27 protein-coding genes are annotated in these 23337 nt (G+C 33.9%); 25 read left to right on the top strand and 2 right to left on the bottom strand.

Features of this window, described 5'->3' with window-relative positions:
- Positions 1-74 precede the first annotated feature (74 nt).
- The 7 genes from F9279_RS04545 to F9279_RS04515 all read left to right on the top strand — a co-directional run bounded on the left by F9279_RS04545 (position 75) and on the right by F9279_RS04515 (position 4971).
- Entirely contained in the window at positions 75-959 is an 885-nt protein-coding gene (locus F9279_RS04545) for a DMT family transporter (protein WP_152111599.1), read from the top strand.
- A gap of 514 nt (positions 960-1473) precedes the next feature.
- Complete coding sequence (sigY, locus tag F9279_RS04540) at positions 1474-2004, top strand: RNA polymerase sigma factor SigY (protein ID WP_152111598.1); 531 nt, start codon at positions 1474-1476, stop codon at positions 2002-2004.
- Positions 1991-2335, top strand: a complete 345-nt coding sequence (locus F9279_RS04535) for a YxlC family protein (protein WP_152111597.1) — start codon at positions 1991-1993, stop codon at positions 2333-2335. The genes sigY and F9279_RS04535 overlap by 14 nt, the downstream gene beginning before the upstream one ends.
- A 603-nt stretch (positions 2336-2938) precedes the next feature.
- Positions 2939-3067 carry a hypothetical protein gene (locus F9279_RS25905; RefSeq protein ID WP_264298221.1) on the top strand — a complete coding sequence of 43 codons (129 nt, stop codon included), beginning with the start codon at positions 2939-2941 and terminating at the stop codon, positions 3065-3067.
- 19 nt (positions 3068-3086) lie between these two features.
- Positions 3087-3290, top strand: coding sequence for a PLD nuclease N-terminal domain-containing protein (locus F9279_RS04525; RefSeq protein WP_152111595.1), 204 nt, complete (start codon positions 3087-3089; stop codon positions 3288-3290).
- Entirely contained in the window at positions 3290-4195 is a 906-nt protein-coding gene (locus F9279_RS04520; RefSeq protein ID WP_152111594.1) for an ATP-binding cassette domain-containing protein, read from the top strand. Before F9279_RS04525 ends, F9279_RS04520 begins: the two co-directional genes overlap by 1 nt.
- Positions 4192-4971 (top strand): ABC transporter permease, encoded by a 780-nt coding sequence (locus tag F9279_RS04515; RefSeq protein ID WP_152111593.1) that lies wholly within the window; start codon positions 4192-4194, stop codon positions 4969-4971. Before F9279_RS04520 ends, F9279_RS04515 begins: the two co-directional genes overlap by 4 nt.
- A 245-nt stretch (positions 4972-5216) precedes the next feature.
- On the opposite strand, the gene F9279_RS04510 is transcribed toward F9279_RS04515, so the two are convergent.
- Entirely contained in the window at positions 5217-6875 is a 1659-nt protein-coding gene (locus F9279_RS04510; RefSeq protein ID WP_152111592.1) for an ABC transporter substrate-binding protein, read from the bottom strand.
- A 101-nt stretch (positions 6876-6976) separates the two neighbouring features.
- Between F9279_RS04510 and F9279_RS04505 the strand changes: the two genes are divergently transcribed.
- From F9279_RS04505 to F9279_RS04435, 15 genes are all read left to right on the top strand, one after another.
- Positions 6977-8245, top strand: coding sequence for an MDR family MFS transporter (locus F9279_RS04505; RefSeq protein ID WP_152111591.1), 1269 nt, complete (start codon positions 6977-6979; stop codon positions 8243-8245).
- Positions 8246-8468: 223 nt separating this feature from the next.
- On the top strand, positions 8469-9224 hold the full coding sequence (locus F9279_RS04500; RefSeq protein ID WP_152111590.1) for a MerR family transcriptional regulator: 756 nt from the start codon (positions 8469-8471) through the stop codon (positions 9222-9224).
- Complete coding sequence (locus tag F9279_RS04495; protein ID WP_152111589.1) at positions 9217-9822, top strand: GNAT family N-acetyltransferase; 606 nt, start codon at positions 9217-9219, stop codon at positions 9820-9822. Before F9279_RS04500 ends, F9279_RS04495 begins: the two co-directional genes overlap by 8 nt.
- Positions 9806-10801 carry an alpha/beta hydrolase family protein gene (locus tag F9279_RS04490; RefSeq protein WP_152111588.1) on the top strand — a complete coding sequence of 332 codons (996 nt, stop codon included), beginning with the start codon at positions 9806-9808 and terminating at the stop codon, positions 10799-10801. Before F9279_RS04495 ends, F9279_RS04490 begins: the two co-directional genes overlap by 17 nt.
- An 84-nt stretch (positions 10802-10885) precedes the next feature.
- On the top strand, positions 10886-11134 hold the full coding sequence (locus tag F9279_RS04485) for a hypothetical protein (protein WP_226793218.1): 249 nt from the start codon (positions 10886-10888) through the stop codon (positions 11132-11134).
- Between the two features lie 242 nt (positions 11135-11376).
- Positions 11377-11877 (top strand): SRPBCC family protein, encoded by a 501-nt coding sequence (locus tag F9279_RS04480; protein ID WP_152111586.1) that lies wholly within the window; start codon positions 11377-11379, stop codon positions 11875-11877.
- Between the two features lie 614 nt (positions 11878-12491).
- On the top strand, positions 12492-13037 hold the full coding sequence (locus tag F9279_RS04475) for a helix-turn-helix domain-containing protein (RefSeq protein ID WP_152111585.1): 546 nt from the start codon (positions 12492-12494) through the stop codon (positions 13035-13037).
- The gene (locus F9279_RS04470) at positions 13030-13974 is read left to right on the top strand and encodes an alpha/beta hydrolase (protein WP_152111584.1); all 945 of its coding nucleotides are present in this window, start codon (positions 13030-13032) and stop codon (positions 13972-13974) included. The genes F9279_RS04475 and F9279_RS04470 overlap by 8 nt, the downstream gene beginning before the upstream one ends.
- A 36-nt stretch (positions 13975-14010) precedes the next feature.
- Positions 14011-14292 (top strand): hypothetical protein, encoded by a 282-nt coding sequence (locus F9279_RS04465; RefSeq protein WP_226793215.1) that lies wholly within the window; start codon positions 14011-14013, stop codon positions 14290-14292.
- Between the two features lie 31 nt (positions 14293-14323).
- Positions 14324-14785, top strand: a complete 462-nt coding sequence (locus tag F9279_RS04460; RefSeq protein WP_152111583.1) for a GNAT family N-acetyltransferase — start codon at positions 14324-14326, stop codon at positions 14783-14785.
- A gap of 60 nt (positions 14786-14845) precedes the next feature.
- Positions 14846-15226 carry an SLAP domain-containing protein gene (locus tag F9279_RS04455; protein ID WP_152111582.1) on the top strand — a complete coding sequence of 127 codons (381 nt, stop codon included), beginning with the start codon at positions 14846-14848 and terminating at the stop codon, positions 15224-15226.
- Positions 15227-15704: 478 nt separating this feature from the next.
- Positions 15705-16727, top strand: coding sequence for an ROK family protein (locus F9279_RS04450; protein WP_152111581.1), 1023 nt, complete (start codon positions 15705-15707; stop codon positions 16725-16727).
- Between the two features lie 54 nt (positions 16728-16781).
- Positions 16782-17981, top strand: a complete 1200-nt coding sequence (locus F9279_RS04445) for an MFS transporter (RefSeq protein WP_152111673.1) — start codon at positions 16782-16784, stop codon at positions 17979-17981.
- A gap of 92 nt (positions 17982-18073) precedes the next feature.
- Positions 18074-18631 carry a maltose acetyltransferase domain-containing protein gene (locus tag F9279_RS04440; protein WP_152111580.1) on the top strand — a complete coding sequence of 186 codons (558 nt, stop codon included), beginning with the start codon at positions 18074-18076 and terminating at the stop codon, positions 18629-18631.
- A 94-nt stretch (positions 18632-18725) separates the two neighbouring features.
- Positions 18726-19538 (top strand): Cof-type HAD-IIB family hydrolase, encoded by an 813-nt coding sequence (locus tag F9279_RS04435; protein WP_152111579.1) that lies wholly within the window; start codon positions 18726-18728, stop codon positions 19536-19538.
- A 106-nt stretch (positions 19539-19644) separates the two neighbouring features.
- On the opposite strand, the gene F9279_RS04430 is transcribed toward F9279_RS04435, so the two are convergent.
- Positions 19645-20304 (bottom strand): hypothetical protein, encoded by a 660-nt coding sequence (locus tag F9279_RS04430; RefSeq protein ID WP_152111578.1) that lies wholly within the window; start codon positions 20302-20304, stop codon positions 19645-19647.
- A 207-nt stretch (positions 20305-20511) separates the two neighbouring features.
- Between F9279_RS04430 and F9279_RS04425 the strand changes: the two genes are divergently transcribed.
- From F9279_RS04425 to F9279_RS04415, 3 genes are all read left to right on the top strand, one after another.
- A complete protein-coding gene (locus F9279_RS04425; RefSeq protein WP_152111577.1) occupies positions 20512-20691 on the top strand; it encodes a hypothetical protein in 180 nt (59 codons plus the stop codon).
- Between the two features lie 687 nt (positions 20692-21378).
- Positions 21379-21849 (top strand): small multi-drug export protein, encoded by a 471-nt coding sequence (locus tag F9279_RS04420; protein ID WP_152111576.1) that lies wholly within the window; start codon positions 21379-21381, stop codon positions 21847-21849.
- Positions 21850-22505: 656 nt separating this feature from the next.
- Entirely contained in the window at positions 22506-23318 is an 813-nt protein-coding gene (locus tag F9279_RS04415) for a creatininase family protein (RefSeq protein WP_152111575.1), read from the top strand.
- Positions 23319-23337: the final 19 nt, after the last annotated feature.

The raw sequence follows: 23337 nt of genomic DNA, 5'->3' as shown, positions 1-23337 counted from the left end.
TCATGTTTAATTAGTTACTTCTGTTTAACTATGATTATGGAATATATTTGTTTGATTGTGAAGGGGGAGTTTGGATGGAAACTAAAGTAAAAAGAGGAATGCTCATTGGCTTTATTGGTGTCGTTTGTTTTAGTCTTACATTGCCAGCTACAAGTATTGCTGTCCCTTATTTTGGTGAGACGATTGTTGGATTGGGTAGGACAGTTATTGCAGCAATAATTGTAAGTATCATTCTTATCATAAAAAAAGAATCATTACCTAATAAAAAACAATTGAAAAGCTTGGGCATAGTTGCCATTGGTGCTGTACTAGCTTTTCCGTTATTAACAACTTTTGCAATGAAAACACTACCTGTATCACATGGCGCAATAGAACTGGCTTTACTTCCTCTCGCGACAGCTGGTTTTGCTATGTGGCGTGGAGGAGAGCGACCTTTTAAGCGCTATTGGATTGCGAGTATTATTGCTTCGATAGCAGTGCTTATTTATGCCGTGTATTTAGGCTTAGGTCAATTACAAAAAGGAGATGTTGCTCTTATTTTAGCTGTCATAATACTTGGATTAAGTTATGCAGAAGGTGGAAAACTTTCAAAAGAGCTTGGGAGTTGGCAGGTCATTGCTTGGGCTATATTAATTGGAGCACCGTTTTTTATTATTCCTGTAGCCTTAAACATCTCAGTTAATATGTTACAAGCGCCTATTGAAGCTTGGATGAGTTTAATTTATTTAGCTCTAGTAAGCCAATTTTTAGCATATGTAGCTTGGTACGGTGGAATGTCTTTAGGGGGGATTGCAAGAGTTGGTCAAATTCAATATTTACAGCCCTTTTTAATGATTGGATTTTCTGTATTTTTTTTGGGAGAATCGATTACATGGCTAACTATTGTTTTAGCTGTTATTGTTGTATTTTGTGTAATAATTGGGAAAAACGCTCCTGTAATAAAGAAAGAGTCACGATAGAAAAGTAGTGTAATTAAAAGTAGATGATTTATAAATAAAGGACACAATTTACGATAAATCAATTTTTTTGTTTTAAAGCGGAATAATAGTTTAGATTAATTTTCATCGGCGTAAACGTAAGGGAGTAAATTAGAAAAATCAATTAGTTATTGATTACTGAATATTCCTTATTTATTATAGTTTCATAGGTACTATTAAATGGGATAGTGTAGCTCAAATGAGGCATGTCACTAATCAAACTTCTTTTAGGGCTAAAATCCTTAAGTATATCCCTCCATACCAGTTAAGGTTTAGCTACAGAACCACCTTAATTATCAAGAACGAGCACTTAAAAGTTATTCAACATTTAATGGGACATGAGAAATAGGTGGTCTATGCTTATTTTAGTGGAAAATTAAGTCGAGAATGATAAAAGGCGGCTAAAGGTTTTTATTGTATTTCTCATTTTTAAAATGAACGGTTTCCCAAAGTTAGTCGTATTACATTTAGATCATTATTATATGGAGTAGATTTCATGGATGAAAAGGATTTGATTCGAAAGGCGAAAAAAGGAGATACATTGGCGCTTTCGAAATTGCTACAACAGAATTATTCGTTCCTCGTAAAATATTTAATGAAAGTGACCCTTCATCCTCAAATCGCAGAAGATTTAACACAAGAGACGATGATGAAGTGTATCGAAAAAATCCACCTTTATAACGGGGAATCTAAGTTTTCTTCCTGGCTTATCACAATTGCAACAAATCTCTACATCGATCAGCAGCGTAGAAAGAAGCGGGAGAAAAACTGGCAAGAGCAAGAGCGAGCGCTTCGGAAAATGAAATGGCAAGCAGGAAATAGGAATGAAGAATGGGCTGATGTAATTGATGTGCTTGCCAGAGTTAATGAAGATATTAGAATGCCTATCGTGCTAAAGCATTATTACGGATATTCTTACAAAGAAATTGGGGAAATGATGGGTATTGCAGAAGGAACAGTAAAATCTCGAGTTTCAAATGGATTAAAAAGTATACGAAAGGAGTTGTCTGAATGTGAAAGAGAATAATTCTACTAATAGAGATCTAGAATTGGATGAGGAAGATGAACAAACAGTTAAGCAATTAATAGATGGTTTTGATAAGATAGATCAATGGAATCCAGTATCTACTCCAAATCTACAATGGTTTCAACAGAACGTTGAATTAGAACAAAAAAGGATACAAAGAAAGCAATGGAAAGATCTCATCGCTTTTATTTTGGTTGCTGTAAGTGTGCTTTCAGTGGTGATTGCTATCGTTTATCGTCAGCCGATTCTTTTTCTTTACTTTCAGCTTGTAGGCATTATCCTACTGCCCTTAGCTTTTAACAAAACAAGAAAGAGGGTCAGTAAGGAATGAACTCACATGAACTTAGTGTTATACCAATTTCGTTATGGGTCTTAATTGCATTCATTCTAATATGTCAGGGGTCATGGATGTTCTGGGATGCACGGAAGAGGGGACACAATGCTTGGCTTTGGGGCTTTTTAGGCCTTATTCAATTTCCAACATATCTTATTATCTATCTTATCTTTGCAAGAAAAATATTTAAACGAAAAGCCTCAGGATAACATTCTTGAGGTTTTTTTATGATTAAAAAAGATTTTTTTCCATCAAGTTTTCAATAAAAATAAGGGAAGTATTTCCGACTAAATTCAGAAGGAACAATATTTTAAGGAAAATAAGGGTAGTTTTTCCGGTTAAGTAAGAAAAAAACCTCTGATTTCATGTGTTTTAAGGAAATAGGCGGAATTTCTCCGTCTATTGAAGCTAATTTTCATGCTAAAAGTGGAATAAGAGAATTTTCTCCGGTTATTTATTTGATCAAGGTGCTTATAATAGTGCATCCTCTTGTTACCATATGCGGGAAAATAGAAAAAAATAGATCAAATGCCAGAAGATAGATTAACAGAACAGTAGATAATATCCATTAGTAGGTGAAGTGGAGAACGGCTGTTAGCTATGACTAGTAGAATAAGTAAAATTGGCAAGCACGTTGCTTTCCGCTACAGAGAAAACACTTCTATACGTGGAATTTATTTTTTTGTAAGTGAACGATTAGGTGAGCGTAATCGTATTAAGGGTAAATAAACAATTTGGAGGGGGAAAAATGAACGAACTATTAGATGGAATCTCTTGGGGAGCGATTGTACCAATTCTTGTCTTACATTTACTTCTTATGATTACTGCATTAGTTTCTTGTATTAGAGAAGAAAAAACGAACGGACCCAAATGGATGTGGATCCTTGTTATTCTTTTTATCAATTTAATAGGACCAGTGCTTTACTTCGTTCTTGGAAGGAGAAATGACTAATGGAGTTATTAAAGGCAAGTGATTTAGTAAAAAGATTTGGAAATATGAATGCTGTTAAAGGAATCCATTTTCATATAGAAGAAGGCAGGTGTGTTTCCTTACTTGGACCCAATGGAGCAGGAAAAACAACGACATTAAAAATGCTATCAGGATTGTTAAAACCGACTTCAGGAAGTATTACTTTTAAAGGGGAAAAAGCAAAGGATTTAAGGCCGTTTATTGGGTATTTACCTCAATATCCTGCTTTCTATAATTGGATGAATGGGAAGGAGTTTCTTGTTTTCGTAGGACAATTAGCAAAACTGAATCGAAAAGAAGCAGAAAAAAGAAGCGAAGAATTACTTGAACGAGTTGGTCTAACAAATGCGAAGAAAAGAAAAATAGGGGGTTATTCTGGGGGAATGAAGCAGCGCCTTGGATTGGCACAAGCACTGATTCATCGTCCGAAATTACTAATTTTAGATGAGCCTGTTTCAGCACTGGATCCACTTGGGAGACGTGAAGTGTTAGACATGATGAGGGAGATTAAGCAAGAAACAACGATTCTCTTTTCAACACATGTCCTTCACGATGCAGAAGAAATAAGTGATGATCTTCTGATTATGAATGATGGGGAAATTGCCATTTCAGGTAGCATTGGTAGTGTAATTGAGCAGTATCAACAGCCTATTTTACAAATTGAATTCGAAGCACAGGCAAGCGATTGGCTAAAGACCATTGAGCGTTATAGTTTTGTCTCAGAAATAAACATTCAAGGATACAAAGCAAGCATTGTTTTAAATGATATTGTTTATGGGAAACAAACGCTATTAAAAGACATCGTGGATAGAAGACTGCCCATTCGGAAATTTGAGATGGCACAAACAACGTTAGAAGATTTATTTATAAAGGTGGTGAAGGCATGACACACTTGACGGTTCTTTATCGAAAAGAAGTAACAGAAATGATACGAAATTATAAAATTCTATGGATTCCTATTGTTTTTATTTTGTTAGGTGTCATGCAGCCGGTTAGTTCATATTACATGCCGCAAATTTTGGACACCTTTGGCGGGCTTCCAGAGGGAACAATCCTAGAAATGCCTGTTCCAACAGGAGAAGAAGTATTAATGCAGGTTCTCTCTAATTATGGGATGCTTGGGGTACTTATCCTTGTTTTGAGTGGGATGGGGATTGTTTCAGCAGAAAGACAGAGTGGAGTAGCAGGTATGGTCATGATGAAACCAGTTCCATATTCCTCCTATATTTTATCGAAATGGGCTGGGTTAATTACAGTTACATTGGTATCATTGGTTATCGGATATTTAGCTTCTTGGTACTATACGGGTTTACTTATTGAACCAGTCGCTTTCGAACGCGTTCTTCAAAGTGTAGCGATCTACAGTATTTGGTTAGTTTTTGTTTCTACGATGACACTCTTTTTTAGTACATTAATGAAAGGAAATGGCAGTATCGCTTTTGTTACCATTTTTGTGATATTTGCTATTTCAACGGTAACATCGATTGTAGGAAAGTATATGAAGTGGAGTCCTGCTACGATGACAGAGCACACAGGACAGGTCTTGTTGGTAGGAGAATTAGAGTCTAGTTTCTTCCTTGCTTTTCTTACAACTATCGCTATTATCATTGTAGTTCTCATCTCATCCATACAAATTTTTAAGCAAAAAGAGCTATTGGATTAGAAAAGGTCCCTACTTGTATATTCTTTTGTATAAAGTTTGTGAAACCCTTAGCTTAAACTAACTGGCTGTTTAGTTGAATGCGATGTAAACAACTTTAAAGAGTCTTTCTACGTTTTATTGTAGAAAGACTCTTATATATATTTTTTTCTAAAGTAAGTAGCATTAGTATCATCTAACTTTTCCCTCTTAATAACTTCAAAACACAACAAAGAGTCAAGTAAACTATCTTTCTTGTTATTCATCTGCTATTCAACCTCATCAATGTTCGGTCTCACCCATAATTTTGAAAAATCCACATATCCAAAATGCTTAATGGTAATATTCATAATATCGGAGGAAAAAGGGACATATCTTTTTTGATAATAAAGAGGAATAACAATAGATTCTTCTATTAGTAACTTCTCTACTTTCCTATTAAGAGTACTCCAAGATTTGAATGGAGTATGAAGATAGCTATCAAGCAACCTATTTAACTCGTCATGGTCAGGGAGTATGTGATATAAAGGGGAGAACCCATTCTTGAGAAAATGGAAAAAAGAGAAGTCCTGATTCATCTCAAATATTTCTCCATGTATAAATAAATCAACATTAAGTGTTTTCGCTTCCTTATTTACTGTATCTGCAAAAGAGTACCACTGCAATTCTATTGGAATATTTTCTTTTGTTAAAATATCCACAAGCCATTGTGTCGTATCAGCAGTATGACTAGCTCCTCTAACCACTAGAGGTTCAGTAAACATGGGGCGGGGCACTTCTTGGATAGCAATATTTTGATGATGACCAACTAACATACTTTTATGATTAGGGATCATTCGAGAATTACAAGTATGAATACTATCACGTTCTTTTGCAATAATCCAATGAAGATAATCTCTAACCTCTTTCCGTTTTATGTCCGTATTTCGATTAACATTCATGACTACTATTCCAAAGCCTGAATCACTTTCTACTTGAAAAGAAGTAGAGTCCGTTTGTTCTAGGTGAGAATGATAAGCTCCTTTAAAATCGGTAGGAACTTTAATAAATTCAACAGCATCTAAAAGAGGTCTTTCTTGAAAATACTCTTTGAATGCTAATAGAGTGGTTTTATGATCTCTATTTTCCTCTAATGAGAAACAACCTGTTCCAATTACCTGATCTTTCGATTCTCGATAAATGCTCGCACATAACATACTAAGCAAGGGAAGCGTATAACTACAACCATTCGGATGAATAAGATCCACTATTAAAGGACCTTTTATTTCAATTCTTTCAATTGGTTTCCATAGCTCTTGATAGTGCTTGTGGTTACGTAGACGATCTAAACAGTCTTTCACATCATGAGGAGTGAGAATCGACTTATCATGGAATGCTATATCCTTCTTTAAATAGAGTCGTAATTTAGTAGAGGATACATCCCAGCTATGTGCCAATTCGGGGATGATTTCCCCTTCTTCTGTAAGAGCAACTAAACGATTAAAGATTGTAGCTACTAAGTTTGCACTAACAACTTCTGCAGCTTCTAAGGGGTGAATAGTAAGAATGGGGTACCTTTTAGGCACAATTAATTTGTCCTTTGACTCTTGAATAAAGCCTAGCTTTGTTTGAAATTTATTCATCAGCCTCATTTTGCTATCAGTTGACCAATCATACATTAAAAACTTGCTACTATTTTCAACTGTTTCTCCATCCATTCTCAGTAATACTTCTTCTTCAAAAACTTCCTCTACTTCTTTTTTCCAAATAATTGTGGAAATATTTCCACGACCACGACCTGATTTAAAGGTAATCCAACCTTCATCTTGCCATTTTTTTAAGTATCTTGTAGTCTGTTTAGCGCTTAATTGAAGTGTTTCCGCTATTTCTTCTGTTCGTATATTTCCAGAAGGATAATATCGCCAAAGGGTAAGTAATTTGCTATTCATTTTTTATTCTCCTCCTAAAAGGGGACATGATGAAACAAAATGTCTATTTTTATTATTATCCGTCTAGTTTAATATACAGTAGATAAAAGGGGGAGAACAACATGAAATGGAAAGAATTACCGAAGAATATTAAAGTAAGAATGATTACCTCATTTTTCAATCGAGCAGTTTCTTCTGCTGTTATGCCATTTATGGCTCTATTCTTTGCACAGGAAATGAATAAAGTATGGGCAGGAGCATTTTTAATTACAACCGTTATTATAGGTTTTTTCATTAACTTAGTGGGTGGTTATATCTCAGATCGCTTTCCTCGAAAAAAGGTGTTACTATTAACCTCGTGGCTTATTAGTTTATTCTTTTTAATGATGACAGTAAGCTTATTTCCAGAGAAAAAGCTCATTTGGCTATTTGCCTTTGCATACATAGGATTTATTATCTCAAGTAGTTTAGGACGACCAGCGATGAATGCGATTATTATAGATTCTACAACTGCAGAGAATAGGAAAGCAGTATATGCTCTCGACTATTGGTTAATTAACCTTTCATTAGCAATTGGATCTGTATTAGGCGGCCTTTTATACTTACATCATCAACAAGTACTGTTTATCATGCTAACCATTACTTCCACTATTATACCAATTGCTTATTGGCTATTTTTGGAAGATAAATTTCAAAATCAACTCAAGAAAAAGCATCAAAATGTATTAGTGGATTTAGTCAATAATTATAAAGTAGCTTTTAAAGATTCTGACTTTGTAAAAGTTGTAATAGGTACTACCTTTATTTTAGCAGCTGAGTTTTCCTTAAATAGCTACATTGGAATTCGTCTTTCCGAAACCTTTAAAAGTGTGCAGCTAGGCAATTTTGAAATTGCTGGTGTACGTATGCTAAGTATATTAAATATACAAAATATGCTACTCGTAGTTTGTTTTACTTTTCTAGTTAACCGCATAACAGACAAATTTAACAAAAAACATGCTTTATTAGTTGGACTTGTGCTATATGGTATTGGTTATGTTACCGTTACCTCTGCAAATACGTGGTATCTATTAGTTTTCTTTAACTTAATTGCGACATTGGGAGAGTTGATCTATTCCCCAATAAGAAATACAGAACAAGCAAATATGATACCAAGTGATAAAAGAGGCTCATATTCTGCTTTTGCCAATTTATCATATAGTGGTGCAGATCTTATCGCAAGATCAACTATTATTCTTGGAGCATTCCTTATTCCTTCTATGATGTCTGTTTATATTGGAATCATCATTAGCCTAGGTACGATTCTTATGTATGCTGGATTATTTGCGAAGAATTGGACAGGGAAGAAAGAGAAAAGTAATAGGGTAGTACATGTAAATGGTGGGGATTAAATATATAGAAGTTATAGGTATTGGATTGTGTTAATTCTTGTTAGAGAGACGAGTACTCACGCCCAAAAGAATATAAGTGAAATGGATCAAGGGAAGAAAGGTGGGCTCTCACTTACCAAAGATAATAAGGAAAGAGAGAGCTTTATAAAAATAAATATTTAAAGTTATTGACCGTGTGGTTACCACACGGTTTATTCTATATATAGAAAGGGAGGACGAAAGCATGTCATACTTAACAAGTGGAGAATTAGCTAAGTTGTTAAAAGTATCCAAGTATCTGCTGAGGCATTATGAAGATCAGCAATTGATACAGCCTGCTTTTATTGATATAAATGGCTATCATATGTATGGAGAAAAAGAAGTGTACACAATGGCTCACCTTCTGTTGCTTAAAGAATTAGGCTTTTCATTAAAAGAAATGAAGAGTATTTTGCTACAAAAGATGGATTATTCCCAAGCACTGTCTCACGCTCTTCAAAATGTGGAGAAGGAAATGCAACGTCTTACTAATTTAAAAAGTAATATTCATTCTATCCTTAAGCTTCAACAAAAAGAAACGTACCAAATAACGAAAGAAAATAGAGAAACTCGATACTTTACTTATCTACAGGATGAGTATGTCGATGAAGCGTATAATTTAGACTTGAAAAAACTAGCAAAATGGAAAAATGATTCTTTGAATATAGCAGAAGAGCTGTCTTATGCCGTATTAGAAGACGGAGGCATTGTTAAAGTCATGTATGATTCACTTACTCTAGAGAATGCAAATCATATTTTTTCAGCTGGATTGTATTATTGCAAGAAAATTCACGTAGAACAAGAAAGTGATTTAGAGTATGAGATTCAGACATTTTATGAAGAGCTAGCTCAAATGGGAGCTTCATATGAAAATGAAGTTTTAATCCGAGAAGAGGCCCAGCTTTCTACCTTTTATCTAAATGCTATGGTTTATAGCATAGAGGTGAAGGCGAATGAATAGCACAACCATTCACTCCAATTTGGAATTAAAAGAAATAACAAATTTACTAATAGAAGGATTTCACGATAAGTTTCAACCATTAAGGTTGTCTGAAAAGGATCTTCGGCACTTAAACCATTGTTTGGTAGAACATCTAGTAAACAACTTTCATGATCATTTCCTTATGATAAAAAATAACACGATAGAAGGCATTTTATTTATTAAACCTTACAAATGGAAAGCTATGAAACTGACTCGTCAATTGTTTAAACAATTCGATTTTAAAACATTCTTGAAAGCAATTATTTTTCTAATAGCATTTGATCATTCCCCTAAAAAGAACGAAATACATATAGACTTTATTACTATTTCTAAAAGTAGTCGAAGAAAGGGCGTAGGAACACAGCTTATTAAATTCCTTCAAGATAAAATAAATGATCATCAATATATAACTCTATATGTCAACGAAAAAAATGTGGCTGCAAGGAGACTATATGAGAAACAAGGATTTCAGGTCAAGAAAAAAGGATCAAGCAGATGGGGAAAGCACCTTCATGGAATCGAGCAGTGGTATTTGATGGAATGGAAAGGAACTTGTGATAATGAAAAAAAGAGGTAAAATACTTACTAGCTTATTGTTGGTTTTTATCGTGCTCGCATGTGTATTTCTCTATGAAAATACCTATTCTATGATAGAGAAAAATGTCCGTATTAAAACAGAGAAAGGAACATTGGCTGGGTTTCTAGCTTTGCCTAAAGATAAAATGGAGGGAATAGTGATATTTGTTCATGGCGATGGACCTCAAAATGCAACACAAGACGGAGGTTACAAGCCTCTAATGGAACGGTTTGCGAAACAAGGCTATGTTTCCGTTTCCTGGGATAAACCAGGTATAGGTGATTCTTCGGGGAATTGGTTAGAGCAATCAATGGACGATCGAGCGGAAGAAGTAGAGGATGTAATTACATGGGCGAAAAAACAGAAAAATATGAATACGGAAAAGATTATTCTCTGGGGAGCAAGCCAAGCAGGCTGGGTTATTCCAAAAGTGCAACATAATCAAAACGATATTACAGCTTCTATATTAGTAGCTCCGGCTATTAATTGGTTAAAACAGGGGCAATTTTTAACCTTAAAGGAAATGCAGCGTGAAGGTAAAACAGAAGAGGAAATAAAGAAAGAATTACAAATAGATGAAGAAGAGTCCAACCTTATTATATCCAATGCATCATATGAGGAATATACGAAAATAACTGGAGATAACAGCCTTTCTAAAGAAAGATATACATTTGTGCAGAAAAATATAACAGCAGATGCCACAAAAGATATTGAAAAAATGAAGTCACCTGTATATCTAGTTTTAGCGGAAAAGGATGAAAATGTTGATTCAATAGATACAGAGGAAACCTATAGAGAATTGCTACCAAATTCGCAGTTGTCTGTAAAAACAATCTCTGGAGTAAAGCATTCCATGTTAAATCCTCATTTGCATGATTTGAATCTCTTAATCTATTTAAGTGCCATTATAGCACCAAAGGATTTACTTATTAGTAAAGAGTATCTTGATTATTGTGAGACAATAATAAGCGAAATTTAAGATTAATAGGTAAGTATTCTACTATTAAAAGCTTCAAAAATATTTGGAACTTTCCCTACTATCACCTCGTATTAATGGAGAGGAGTGATCTTGTTGAAAAAATTTGAAGTTACACATGAAGGAAACCATATTCGTGTAGAGAATAGTTGGTTTCATGGAGAAAGATTGTATATTAATGGAAAGCTACAGGATGAAAATATTGGACTTGCTTTTAGAGCAACTTTAAATGGCAAATTAAATAATGATAAGGAAGTTAAAGTAACATTAGGAGGAAACCTATCTATTAATTGTAGAATATTTGTTGACCATACAATGATTTATTCTAATAAGTGATGTAAAATGGGTCATCCTCATTTGGTTATGTTTATCTCGCAAAATTATAAAAATGTAAATCACCTTTGGAATATCATACTATTTACAAAATGAAAGCAACCAATTTAAATCTATTTGGTATTATTTGTAAAAATATTAGTGAATTTACTGATTTTGGAATAATCACTTATGTTTTATATATAAGTAGTGAAAAGTATTAAAAAAGTCAACAAAATAAATAATCGTAGAAGAGGATGGTTTGTATGACAACAACATCAATAACAACCCTTATGATGAAGCGAACATTTGATGTATCAGCAGAAAAAGTGTATGACGCGTGGACAAACGTGGAAATGATCAAGAAATGGATGTTCACCATGGAAACTACGAATAAGGTAGCAAAGAGTGATGCTCGTGTCGGCGGTATGTGGGAAATTGTGGATCACCGAAACGGTATAGATTACCGAGCTATTGGAGAATACAAAGTGGTAGAACCACCTACAAAACTTGTATTCACATTCAAAATGCCTCAATTTAGTGATATAGAAGACGACATTACAGTGGTAATCCAACCAATAGAATCAGGCTGTGAGATGAGCTTCACACAAGATATTCATGTGATTCATGAAGAAGGTTGGACCACAGAAGATGTGGAAAAAGCACATGAAGATTGGAAAAAAGAGACCGAACAAGGTTGGTATTATATGTTTCTAGGGTTAAAGGAATTGGTGGAAACAGGAAAAATTATATATCCTTCTATTTGATATAAATGGAAGTTAACTAGATGTATACAGTAGAAAACCTCCTAATAATCAGAAGGTTAAAGTATTATTTACAGGAAGTCTATCTATTAAATTGCAGAATATTTGTTGAGTAGAAGTAAATGTATTCTAATAGATAATAGAAAGAAAGCAGAAAAATAAGCGGAGAATTCCGACTAAAGGCAAATATACTGTTAATTTCCTTGCTAATAAGCGGATTTTTCCGGTTAAGTAAGAAAAATGCCTCCGATTTCATGTGTTCTTAGGAAAATAGGCGTAATTCTCCGTCTATTTTCGTTATTTTTCATGGAAGTAACGTAAATAAGAGGATTTCTCCGACTATTTTTCTAAAAGTGATCTTTTCCAATCTCTATGGTACGAAGCATCATACATTATTTCATAGCTCGTTTTCTACTAAACCAAAATTTGAATAAGTGAAGTACACAACGAGAAGGGATATCTATTTTCACACAAATTCTCCATAGACAATATTGTTTTTCAACAAGCTGAAAGCATTCTATAAAAAGGATGCTTTTTTTGATGTTCCATTATTTGTATAATGTAATCATAAATGATAATATTATAGCATATGATAATTATAGGAGTTGATTTGAAAGATGAAAAAAATAGAAATTATTCTCCATCCTGTTCGATTTAGAATTATTCAGGTTTTCTTAGATGGACTAAGTAAGACAGCAAAAAGCTTAGCACAGGAGTTAACAGACATACCCCAAGCAACATTGTATAGACAACTAGATGCATTAGTAAAAGCAGAGGTTTTGCTTGTAGTAGAAGAAAATCAAATTCGTGGTATGGTGGAAAAGGTATATAAATTGAATAATGCAGCTGTAAGTTTGACAGCAGAAGATCTTAAAGAGGTATCAAGAGAGGATCATCTCCAATATTTCTTGATTTTTACTACGCAGCTTGCGAAAAATTTTGAAGACTACTTGAAAAACGATGATATTGATTATGATCGTGATGGAGTCGGTTATCGACAGGTAGCATTGCATCTTTCAGACGAGGAATTACTTCAGTTTGTAAAGGATATGGGAAGCGTGGTTGGAAAGTATGCAGAATTAACTCCATCATCTACAAGAACAAAGAGACTTTTATCAACCATTCTATTACCAGAGAAAGAAAGGGGAACAGAAAATGAATAACAGTCAAGATGTTCTAATTCAGTCTACCTATCCACTTGCAGGTACTTTAACGATACCAGAGGAAAGGAGGGATACTTATCCTGCCGTTCTAATTATAGCTGGAACAGGTAAAAGTGATCGAGATGGTAACATGAAAAAAGTGAAATTCAATATATATAAGGAGCTAGCTGATTTTTTAAATAAAGAAGGGTTTGCAACTTTACGTTATGATAAGAGAGGAACTCATCAGAGTGGAGGGGATTATTTTGCAACAGGATTATATGACTTGATAGATGATGCAGTTCAGTGTGTAAAGTTCTTGGAGAATAACGCGAAAGTAAATAAGAAGCAGATTTATATCCTTGGTCATAGTGAAGGAGCATTAATAGCACCAGCTGTATCTAAAAAAAATCCAGTTGCTGGACTAATCTTACTCGCTGGTGCCGCAGAGCCTTCCGCAGATTTACTACCTAGGCAAAACGAAATGGCTTATCAAGAAATGAATCAAACAAAAGGGTTTAAGGGTTGGTTATTTAGAGCATTAAAAGTAACAGAGAAGTCCAGGAAACAAAATGCAAAAATATTTGAAAAAATTTTACAATCCAATAAAGAGGTAATGAGAATCAAGGGAATGAAGATAAATGCAAAATGGGTAAGAGAAACGTTATCATACAATGTGAATGAGTTTTTAGAGGAAGTAACTTGTCCTGTTTTGGCCATAACAGGAGATAAAGATATTCAAGTGCCACCAGAGCATGCCAAATTAATAGTAGAAAAAGTTAGAGGAGAAAGCGAAGGGCATATCATACCAGATATGAACCATATCTTTAGAAAATATAATAAACAGCATGCGATACTTAGTCTTATGAAAGAGTATAAAGCACAACAGAACCAACCAATTGACGAGAATCTACTTGATATCATGAGCGTTTGGCTGCAAAAACGAAAAACAGAATGAAAAGAAGAATCTAGACTAGTAAAAAGGAGGACTATCATGCAAATACCTATTATTGTGATTATTCTAATTACTCTTATTATACTATGTTTTCCTTTTCTATACTTCTATAAAAAGAGTAAAATGTCTCCTTGGATTATATTTCTTGGATACATCATTTGTGCTACTCCTATGCTATATTTCTATATTGATGATGTTATTCAACAATACGAAGATGCTAATATAGGGTTAGGTTTAGCTATATTTTCGACCTGGTTTTTAACTGTTTGTATGTATATAACTATGTTTATCTATTTTCTTCTTAGAAGGAAGAAGAAATAAACTGGGCAGCATGAATAGGAGGTTTGGAAAAATGGAGACTTGCGTTACATATAGAATAGCAACAGAACAAGATTTAGATCGTATCATTGCTATGCTTGCTGATGATTCATTAGGGAGTAAGCGAGAGCGTTATGAAAACCCACTGCCAGCTAGTTATAAACTCGCATTTGAAGCAATTGCTTCCGATCCTAACAACGAATTAGTTGTTGCATGTATAAATGATAAAATTATGGGAGTAATACAAATTACGTTTACCCCCTATTTAACTCATCAAGGAGGATGGAGAGCAAGCTTAGAAGGTGTAAGAATATCATCATCCTATAGAGGGAAAGGTATTGGCACGAAATTGATAAAGTGGGCAATTAATCGTGCAGAAGAACGGGGATGTCATTTGGTTCAATTAACTACAGATAAAGAAAGACCTGATGCCTTAAAATTTTATGAAAGTTTAGGGTTTCATAATACACATGAGGGCTTAAAGTTAAAGCTATAGAAGAAAGATAGAAAGTAATGTATAGTAAAGCAAAGGATACAGACCTAAGGAGTAATTATAATGCAATCTTTAGTTTTACAAACATCTTGGGAAAGAGCTATAGCACCCCAAGATAGAGAAGTTATAGAGAGTTTATTTCATGAAACAAAGAATAATAACACGGAGTTAGTTGTTTTTTCTCCTATAAAAGAAGCAATAAATCATAAGAAAGACCTATTAATTACCGTTTTAGTCCATAATTTCTCAGAACAAACCTTAAAGTTTGAAAATACTAAAATAGTATATAGAGTAGAAGATCATGTAATAGCAAAGCATAACTTTACCATCCCTGTTCTTCCGATTCCTCCAATGATTAGTATGCCTTGGACATTTTTGTTTCCAGAAGGAAGTTATTCCTCTAATCAGCCATATGAAAGTGGGATTCTTCGTTTAAGTGAATAAACTTAATAAATAGAATTTAAAGTTTCACTGCAACGTATTTATAAATCATGATCATGCAGAGCTACGTAACTGAAGATGAGAGGCACAAGAACGATGGAACGAGAACATCGATTTGTGTTACAAAAAGAAAATAGCATACACCTTATTCCTACACTTTCTGTGGAAAGGATTAATGTATTCTTTTTGACGGTATGGAAAGTATAGAAAAATGGCCGTATATGAAAGATTTTATTTTGAATGAAAAATAAAATGATTTTTCTCATAAATCCAGTGGCATGGAAGCTACTGGATTTCGTACTATTATCAAAGTTCATTATAGCTTTTAGATAATCAATCAAGTAAGAGAATGGATAAGGAATATGTACTATCTCATGTATTGTTTAATTTGTAACGAAATTAGATTGACTAGGAGCAACTAAGTAGGTACAATCGTTTTATAAAACAGTTTTTAAAAGACTTTTAATAAGTGGTGATATTAATGAATTCTTTCATACGAAACACATCTCAATTAAAAAGAATGAATATTGAATTAGTAAAGAATGTTCTAAAAACACAGGGAATTAGTACAAAAGCAGGCATTGCTAAACAGGCTCAACTGAGTGTAGCCACATGTGGAACCATCTTAAATGAGCTTGTTGCTAATGGTGAGGTTCTTGAGAAGGAACCAGAGGAATCTAGTGGGGGAAGACCTGCCATTAAATATGAATACAATGCGAATTATGGTTTTATTATTAACTTAATTGTAAGAGTGGAAGTGGAAACATTCACGATGCAATACAATGTGGTTAATTTGGTAGGAGAAGTGATAACAGAGGTAAAGCAGGAGGTCGAATCTATAACAGTTGATGAAATAGATAGACTTATTGAAACAATTATTGAGGAATACAATAATGTTTGTGTGATAGGAATTGGTATACCAGGGGTAGTTAATGCGGGAGTTATTGGAGTTTGTGATATTTCTGAGCTAATTGGAATAAACTTAGGCTTCTACTTAGAAGAAAAATATAATGTGCTTGTTACGGTTGAAAATGACATGAATATAACAGGATATGGTTTTTATCATGAACAAGAGTATGAAGAAGAGAAAACCTTTGCAATCGTTACCTTTCCAAAGAATCATTTTCCAGGAGCAAGCTTTATTGTAGATGGACTCATATTATCAGGTAATACTAAATTTGGAGGAGAGATCTCCTTCCTACCATTTGGTGTTAAGAGAGAAACACAGTTAAAACAACTAAATACGGAAGAAGGCTTTATCCAGTTAGCCATTAAAACATTAACTTCTATCATTGCCATTATTAATCCAGTTACCATTGTCATTACGGGAGAACTACCAAAGGAAGAGCAAATAAATCAATTATATACTGGTTGCTTGGAATATATCCCAAAAGAACATATGCCAAATCTTCTTATACAAAATGATACACAAAATGAGTATTTAGCGGGTCTTGCAACTTTTTCTCTAGAAAGATTTAAAGACGCTGCTTTAAAACTTAGCTGATAAGGAGATAGAAAAGTGGAATGGAATAAGGGGAAAAGCAAGAACTTATATGCGATGCAAGTCGCCATCATTTTTTTAGGATTTATTATTTTTGGACTTTCTGAAAATATTAAAGGACCAGCAATTCCGCGAATACAAATGGATTTTATGCTAGATGAAACGCAAATTGGCATGCTTCTGTCCCTAAATTCCTTTGGTTATTTACTAGCATGTACTTTTACTGCCTATCTAACTAGGATTTGGGGAATAAAAGCCACTACAATTCTTGCTTTTGTAGCAATGGCATTATCTGGTGTATTTATTTATTTCTCCCAGCAATACATGTCATTTTCAGCTTCCTATTTCATTATGTACATAGGTAATGGAATGCTTGAGATAGCATTGGCTATACTCGGCGCCCGTATTTTTGTCAGAAATACAGGTACGATGATGAATTTATCACATGGGTTCTATGGACTAAGCTCAACTGTTGCTCCACTAATTGCTACAGGATTAATGGAAGTTACCATAGGGGGATATACATTAGATTGGCGCGGTATGTATCTGATTATGCTTTTATTGTCTATACTGCCAATAATTTTAATGTCCTTCCATTCTTTTGCAGAAGAAGAGACTAGGCAGGAAGAACGTCTTCCTATAAAGAGTTTGTTAAAAGACCCAGTGATATGGATGATGACACTTGTTTTAACATTTGGAGTAGTGTCAGAAATGGCTGTTGGTGGTTGGTTAGTAAACTTTTTAGAAAAAGCATATGGATGGGAAACCGTTTCTGCTTCTAGTATGTTATCAGCCTTTTTCTTATGCTTTGCACTTGCTCGCCTTGTATTAGGTCCTTTGACAGATAGAATTGGTTTTACTTTATCTCTATTTATTTTCTCTGGAATATCAGCAATTTGTACATTTATTGCCGTTTTTGGAGGAGAGAGCTTTGCTTTTCTGTTTGCAGCAGGAGGGATAGGAATTGCCATGATCTATCCAACCGTTATGGCGTTTATTTCCCAAAGATATTCAAAAAATAGTGATACCGTTATAACGATTACAGTGACTGTAATGGGATTGGGAAGTGTTATAGGGAATTATTTAATTGGTTTAATAACAGGAGTTGTAAAGAGTTACTTTGGAGAAGGCACACAAATTGGCTTACTACGAGGGCTGCAAGCTGGTTACAGTGTCATAGGTACTTGTGCTGCATTATGTGCACTAACAGCTATCATTCTATATCTCTATTTATTAAAGCGAAAAGAGGTAATCTAAACGAAAGAGAAGATGTACATTTATAGAAAATGTATGTGGGCAAATGGATGTCATAATAAAATTGGAATACGAGATAGAAAGGAAGGATAATCATGAAAACAGAAAAAGAAAAAATGCTTAGTGGAGACCTTTATCTTGCTGCTGATCCACAATTAGTAAAAGATAGATTGAATGCTAGAAGGCTAACTAGATTATTTAATGAATCTCAAGAAACGGAAGATGATAGGAGAAAATCTATATTACAGGAACTGTTTGGCTCAACAGGGGAAAATATATATATAGAACCAAATTTTCGTTGTGATTACGGCTACAATATTTATGTTGGAGAAAACTTCTATGCTAATTTTGACTGTGTTTTTCTTGATGTTTGTGAAATTAACATAGGTCATAACTGTTTTATTGCACCAGGAGTTCATATTTATACAGCAACACATCCACTTGATGCTAGAGAAAGAATAAGTGGTGCAGAATTTGGAAAGATGGTAAGTATTGGAAATAACGTATGGATTGGTGGAAGAGCAGTTATTAATCCAGGGGTGAAAATAGGGGATAATGTGGTCGTTGCCTCAGGAGCTGTTGTGACGAAAGATGTACCAGACAATGTTGTAGTTGGTGGGAACCCTGCAAGAATAATAAAAGTAATTGGTTAAGCAAGGACTTTATGATTATTTTAATTTCTTCTTATCCCATAGGGAATAGCTTTGTTTTTAAGGATAAAACAAGTATAAAGGTAGGGAAAAAATAATGAATATAAAATTAATAGCAGTTGATATGGATGGCACATTTCTTAATAACCAAATGACCTTTGATTACGAACGTTTTATGAAGCAATATAGAAAAATGAAAGAAAATAACATTAAATTTGTTGTAGCAAGTGGAAATCAATACTATCAGCTAAAATCGTTCTTTGGTGATATTCAAGAAGAGCTGTGTTATGTGTCTGAAAATGGTGCTCTTATTATAGATCAAGGAAAAGAAGAATTCTCTGTTGATATAAAGAAGAGGGATGTAGCCAGCATTCTGGAAGAGTTAGTTCAACATAAAAAGCTGTCCGTTGTTCTGTGTGGAAAGGAAAGTGCCTATGTGCTAGACAGTGTTTCGACAGACTTTTATGAAACAATGAATAAGTATTATCACCGACTAAAAAAGGTTAAGAGCTTTGAAGGGGTAGATGACCAGATTTTAAAGTTCGCCTTATCATGTCCAGAGGAAGAAACCATTGATTTAAGAGATTTACTACATCAAAAGATTGGAAGTACTATAACACCTGTCTCTAGTGGTCATGGTAGTATTGATTTAATTGTCCCCGGATTTCATAAAGCATCTGGCATTCAATTACTGCAAAGAAAATGGGGTATTAAGGATGAGGAAACAATGGCTTTTGGTGACGGAGGGAACGATATAGAAATGCTGAAGCATGTAAAATATGGATTTGCGATGGAAAATGCCAGTGATGAAGTGAAGCGTATTGCAACTTATTCAGCTCCTTCTAATAATGAAAGTGGTGTATTAGAAATAATAGATTCTTATTTTGCAGGGAAAGATCCCTTTAACTGAATTTTTATCCTATTCTCTAGCAGTCTGCTAGATATGGAATCTATAATGGAAACTTACGATAAAAAGGTGGAGACAAGTTACTAAAGTAGTAATGTCTCCACCTTTTTTATTGCATTATTATTTTGTTGATAAGTGTAACTACTTTCTCATCATCCCAAACACCTACATACACTAGCTCCGTATTATTTATAAAAGTATCTATGTAGAACTGTTCGCCAGCAGGGTATTTACCATCCCATCTGTGTGGAACTTTATATACATTAATAGATCCATCTCCATTACTACTATAAGTTACGGAGCCATCTACTAAGCGTGAACCAGATAAGTGAACAACATTTTCTGGGTAATTAGCACTTGTCTCATCATTATGATTAAGTGGCTCCCCAGCAGAAAATTTCTGAACATATAATTCATCTATGTCTTGATTTGGCCCTAGTTGTAACCAAACTCTAGCATATTCGATTTCCTGAGCAGAATACTTTGACAGAGGCTTTTTATCTTTGGTATCAGAAGTTTTGGTAGATTCTTCATTTTCCATGTTTGAAGAAGAATCATTTGTTACTAAATTTTCTTCTCCAATAGCTGAAGAGTCCGTATCATTTAAATGGGAATTAGATGTTACAGCTTCTTCTTTCCTTTTTGTAACAGGAACACTGGAGGAATCGTCGGTAGATTTATCACTTGTCTCTTGTGTACATCCACTAAGCAGTACTAATAGAAATAATAAGGAAACAGGGAAAGAAAAGCGCTTTAAGAGCTTCTTCACTAAATCAATCCTTCCTTTCAAAAATATACTGGTAGTATAACATATATAAATTGATTGGGAAAAACTGTATGGGTGAGTAATCATGATAAAGGGGAGTAAGTAATTGAATCTTTTTAAACAGAGATTTGCTTCCTAGATAGTGTAAGTACTCTTTTTATTATAGGAGCGCCAGGTGGCTATAGAATTAAATATAAAGATGCAAATTATATGTTTAATGACAGAGCTGAATTAATTCATACCGAGCCTTTCATAGTAGAAAGTACGCAAATGGAAAAAGAGAAATTTGAGCAAGCAATTCGAAAAGGATTTAAAGAATACCGCAATTTTGTTGTGAAAAATAAATTACCCATTTCAAGTTATCAATTAGAACAGCTATTAAAGCACTAAATAGGAGAATAGAAGAGCCATCCTTTAAGACAGGGGGAAGAACATAAATGAAAGCTGCTATGGCAGCTTTCATTTATGTGAAAACTGTACTTAAACTAAAGAGTGGAATATATTAAGAATCATTTAGTTTGTTTCTCCGGTATTTTACTATGTCGTAAATCATGCTAAGTAAAAATATTAATATAACTACTCCAAATAGCCCAAGTATCTGCATTAAAAATAAAAATGCATAAGATAGTAAAAATAGTATACCAAGCTATCTTAAAAACCAAATTTGTGAATTCGTTAACGAACATTAATATATCACCCTTTTTGCAATTAATTACTTAAGTGTTAATACGGTAAGAAATCAAATAAGTTTCATGGTTATGTTATAAGTCAATGGCTTCTTGATTAATAGCTTGTAATCCTAAAAATGGGACTACAAAAATATTGCTAATATACTTTAGGAGCAGATATTGAACAAAAAACATTTATTTATTACATAATTTCAAGTATTTTCCACTGTGTGTTATATTTTATATTATAAATTACTGGTGCAACTGCACAAATGGTACCTTATATTAAGCCGGAGAAGTAATTAATCTTTTTTTAAAAATATTTTGGTATTTTAAGTAAATAATCCCAAAAAATCCTTTATAATAAATGTAGAATAATAGCTTTATTATAAAAGGGGAGTGTTATAAGTTGATTGAATGGGTTCAACAAGCAGAAGGGATTTGGCAATATGTAACATTATTTTTGGTGTCCATATTACCACTAGTAGATGTATTTTATATTATCCCAGCAGGTATTTTATTGGGGATGTCACCTGTAGCTGTAGGGATTATTTCATTCTTAGGAAATTTTATTATGGTTTTAGTTTTTGCTTTTTTCTTTAGACAGATTGCAGAATGGCGTAAAAAAAGAAAAGAAAGAAAGGGTAATCTAGGACCATCTAAACGAGAAACTAAAGCCAAGAATATTTGGGATAAATATGGACTTCCGGTTTTCGCAATACTTTCCCCGTCGTTACTAGGAACAGATATAGCTGCTTTAACAGCTCTTTTACTTGGTTCATCTAAAATAAAAGTAATTACTTGGATGGGAATTAGTCTAGTTATTTGGACAATTCTTATGACAGCTAGTTTTGGGTATGGTCTTGAATACATAATTTAATAGAAGCATAGCTTCAGTAACAAGAATTATGATTAGAGAAAAAGTTTATACATAAGGAATTGTGAGTGTTAATCCAAGAAGGATTAATGCTCTTTTTAACAGGTTTCTTCTGGCACTTTAGGTAGGAATGGTAGAAAAAGTTTTTTTACGGGGGAATTTCTAAAAATGAAATAAAAGGAATGTAGGAGCGAAGACTCTGTGTGACTTAGAAGGCTAGCCCCCCATAAAAAAGTTTCTTTCTATTTATAAGAAGATTATTAAGTAAAAGGGGAATAAAAGATTATTACGAATTAAATGATAAGGGAATCTCTTGTTCATGAAGGAAATTCATGCAAGAGATTCCCTTATTTGTTTTGGATAAAGGTTATTAGTCCCCTGTAAGCATCTGGAGTTCTGCTTTTTCAAATGTAATGTAGTAGTAAAGCTGTAGGAAGAAAAAAATCTAGTTTATCACCTTACTGCATATTTCTGTTTGTTCAAAATATACAAAATATTATGAAAACATCTACATAAGTGCTAATGTTTATTAGACATGTAACCACTAATATAAATATAGTACTTATGTTATTAAAGTTAACATCTTAGGTTATAAAAAGCGGAATAAACGATGTTTATTAATAGAAAAAGAGAATGTTATTAAGAAAGGGTGGAAACAAATGTTACATGGGAGATATAGTGGAAATGCATTTGAGAAAAAGTTTTTACCTAGATTGTCATCTCGAGAAATAGAACAGTTAGACAAGGAAAATGCATTGGTTATTTTGCCAATAGGAGCAGTAGAGCAGCATGGCCCCCACCTACCCGTCTATACAGATACACTAATTGGCGAAGGTTTATTGACAGAAGCGCTAAATCTAATTCCAGATGAGAATGTCTGGGTTCTTCCTTCTCTTCCATATGGAAAGAGTTCAGAACATTTAGGAATGTCAGGAACTATGACATTATCTGCAGCTACTTTGCAGGCTGTAATTAGTGATATTGCCAAAAGTGTTAGTGAAAGTGGATTTAAGAAATTGCTTCTTTTTAATACGCATGGTGGAAATCATGATCTTCTTAATATGATGGCAAGGGATGTGCGAATGGAAACAGGCATGAATGTTTTTCGACTAAATCCTGATTATTCCGTGATTAATTCGCTTATTTCTGAAAAGGAGCAAAAGTATGGCATTCATGCAGGAGAGGTAGAAACCTCTATGGTGCTTGCTTTAAAAGAAGCATGGGTGAACATGGAACTTAGCCCAACTGAGTTTGTTCAATTGCCGGAAGATACCCAGCATTTATACCTGAAAGGCACCAGCTATTTTGCATGGGTAATGAATGATATTTCCTCCACTGGAGTAGCGGGAAATGCAGCTATGGCAACTCTTGAAAAAGGGGAACAAATAATTAGTTTGGTTAGTGAGAGTTTTGCCAGTGCTATAAAGGAAATGATCCGCTTTAATCTTGATTCCGTGAAAAGCTCTATGTAGCCGAAAAAGAAGGGTGGTA

The organism is Bacillus sp. B1-b2, from assembly GCF_009183415.1.
In the GTDB taxonomy this organism is placed as follows: Bacteria; Bacillota; Bacilli; order Bacillales; family Cytobacillaceae; genus Niallia.
This window is presented reverse-complemented; position numbering and strand designations above follow the sequence as displayed.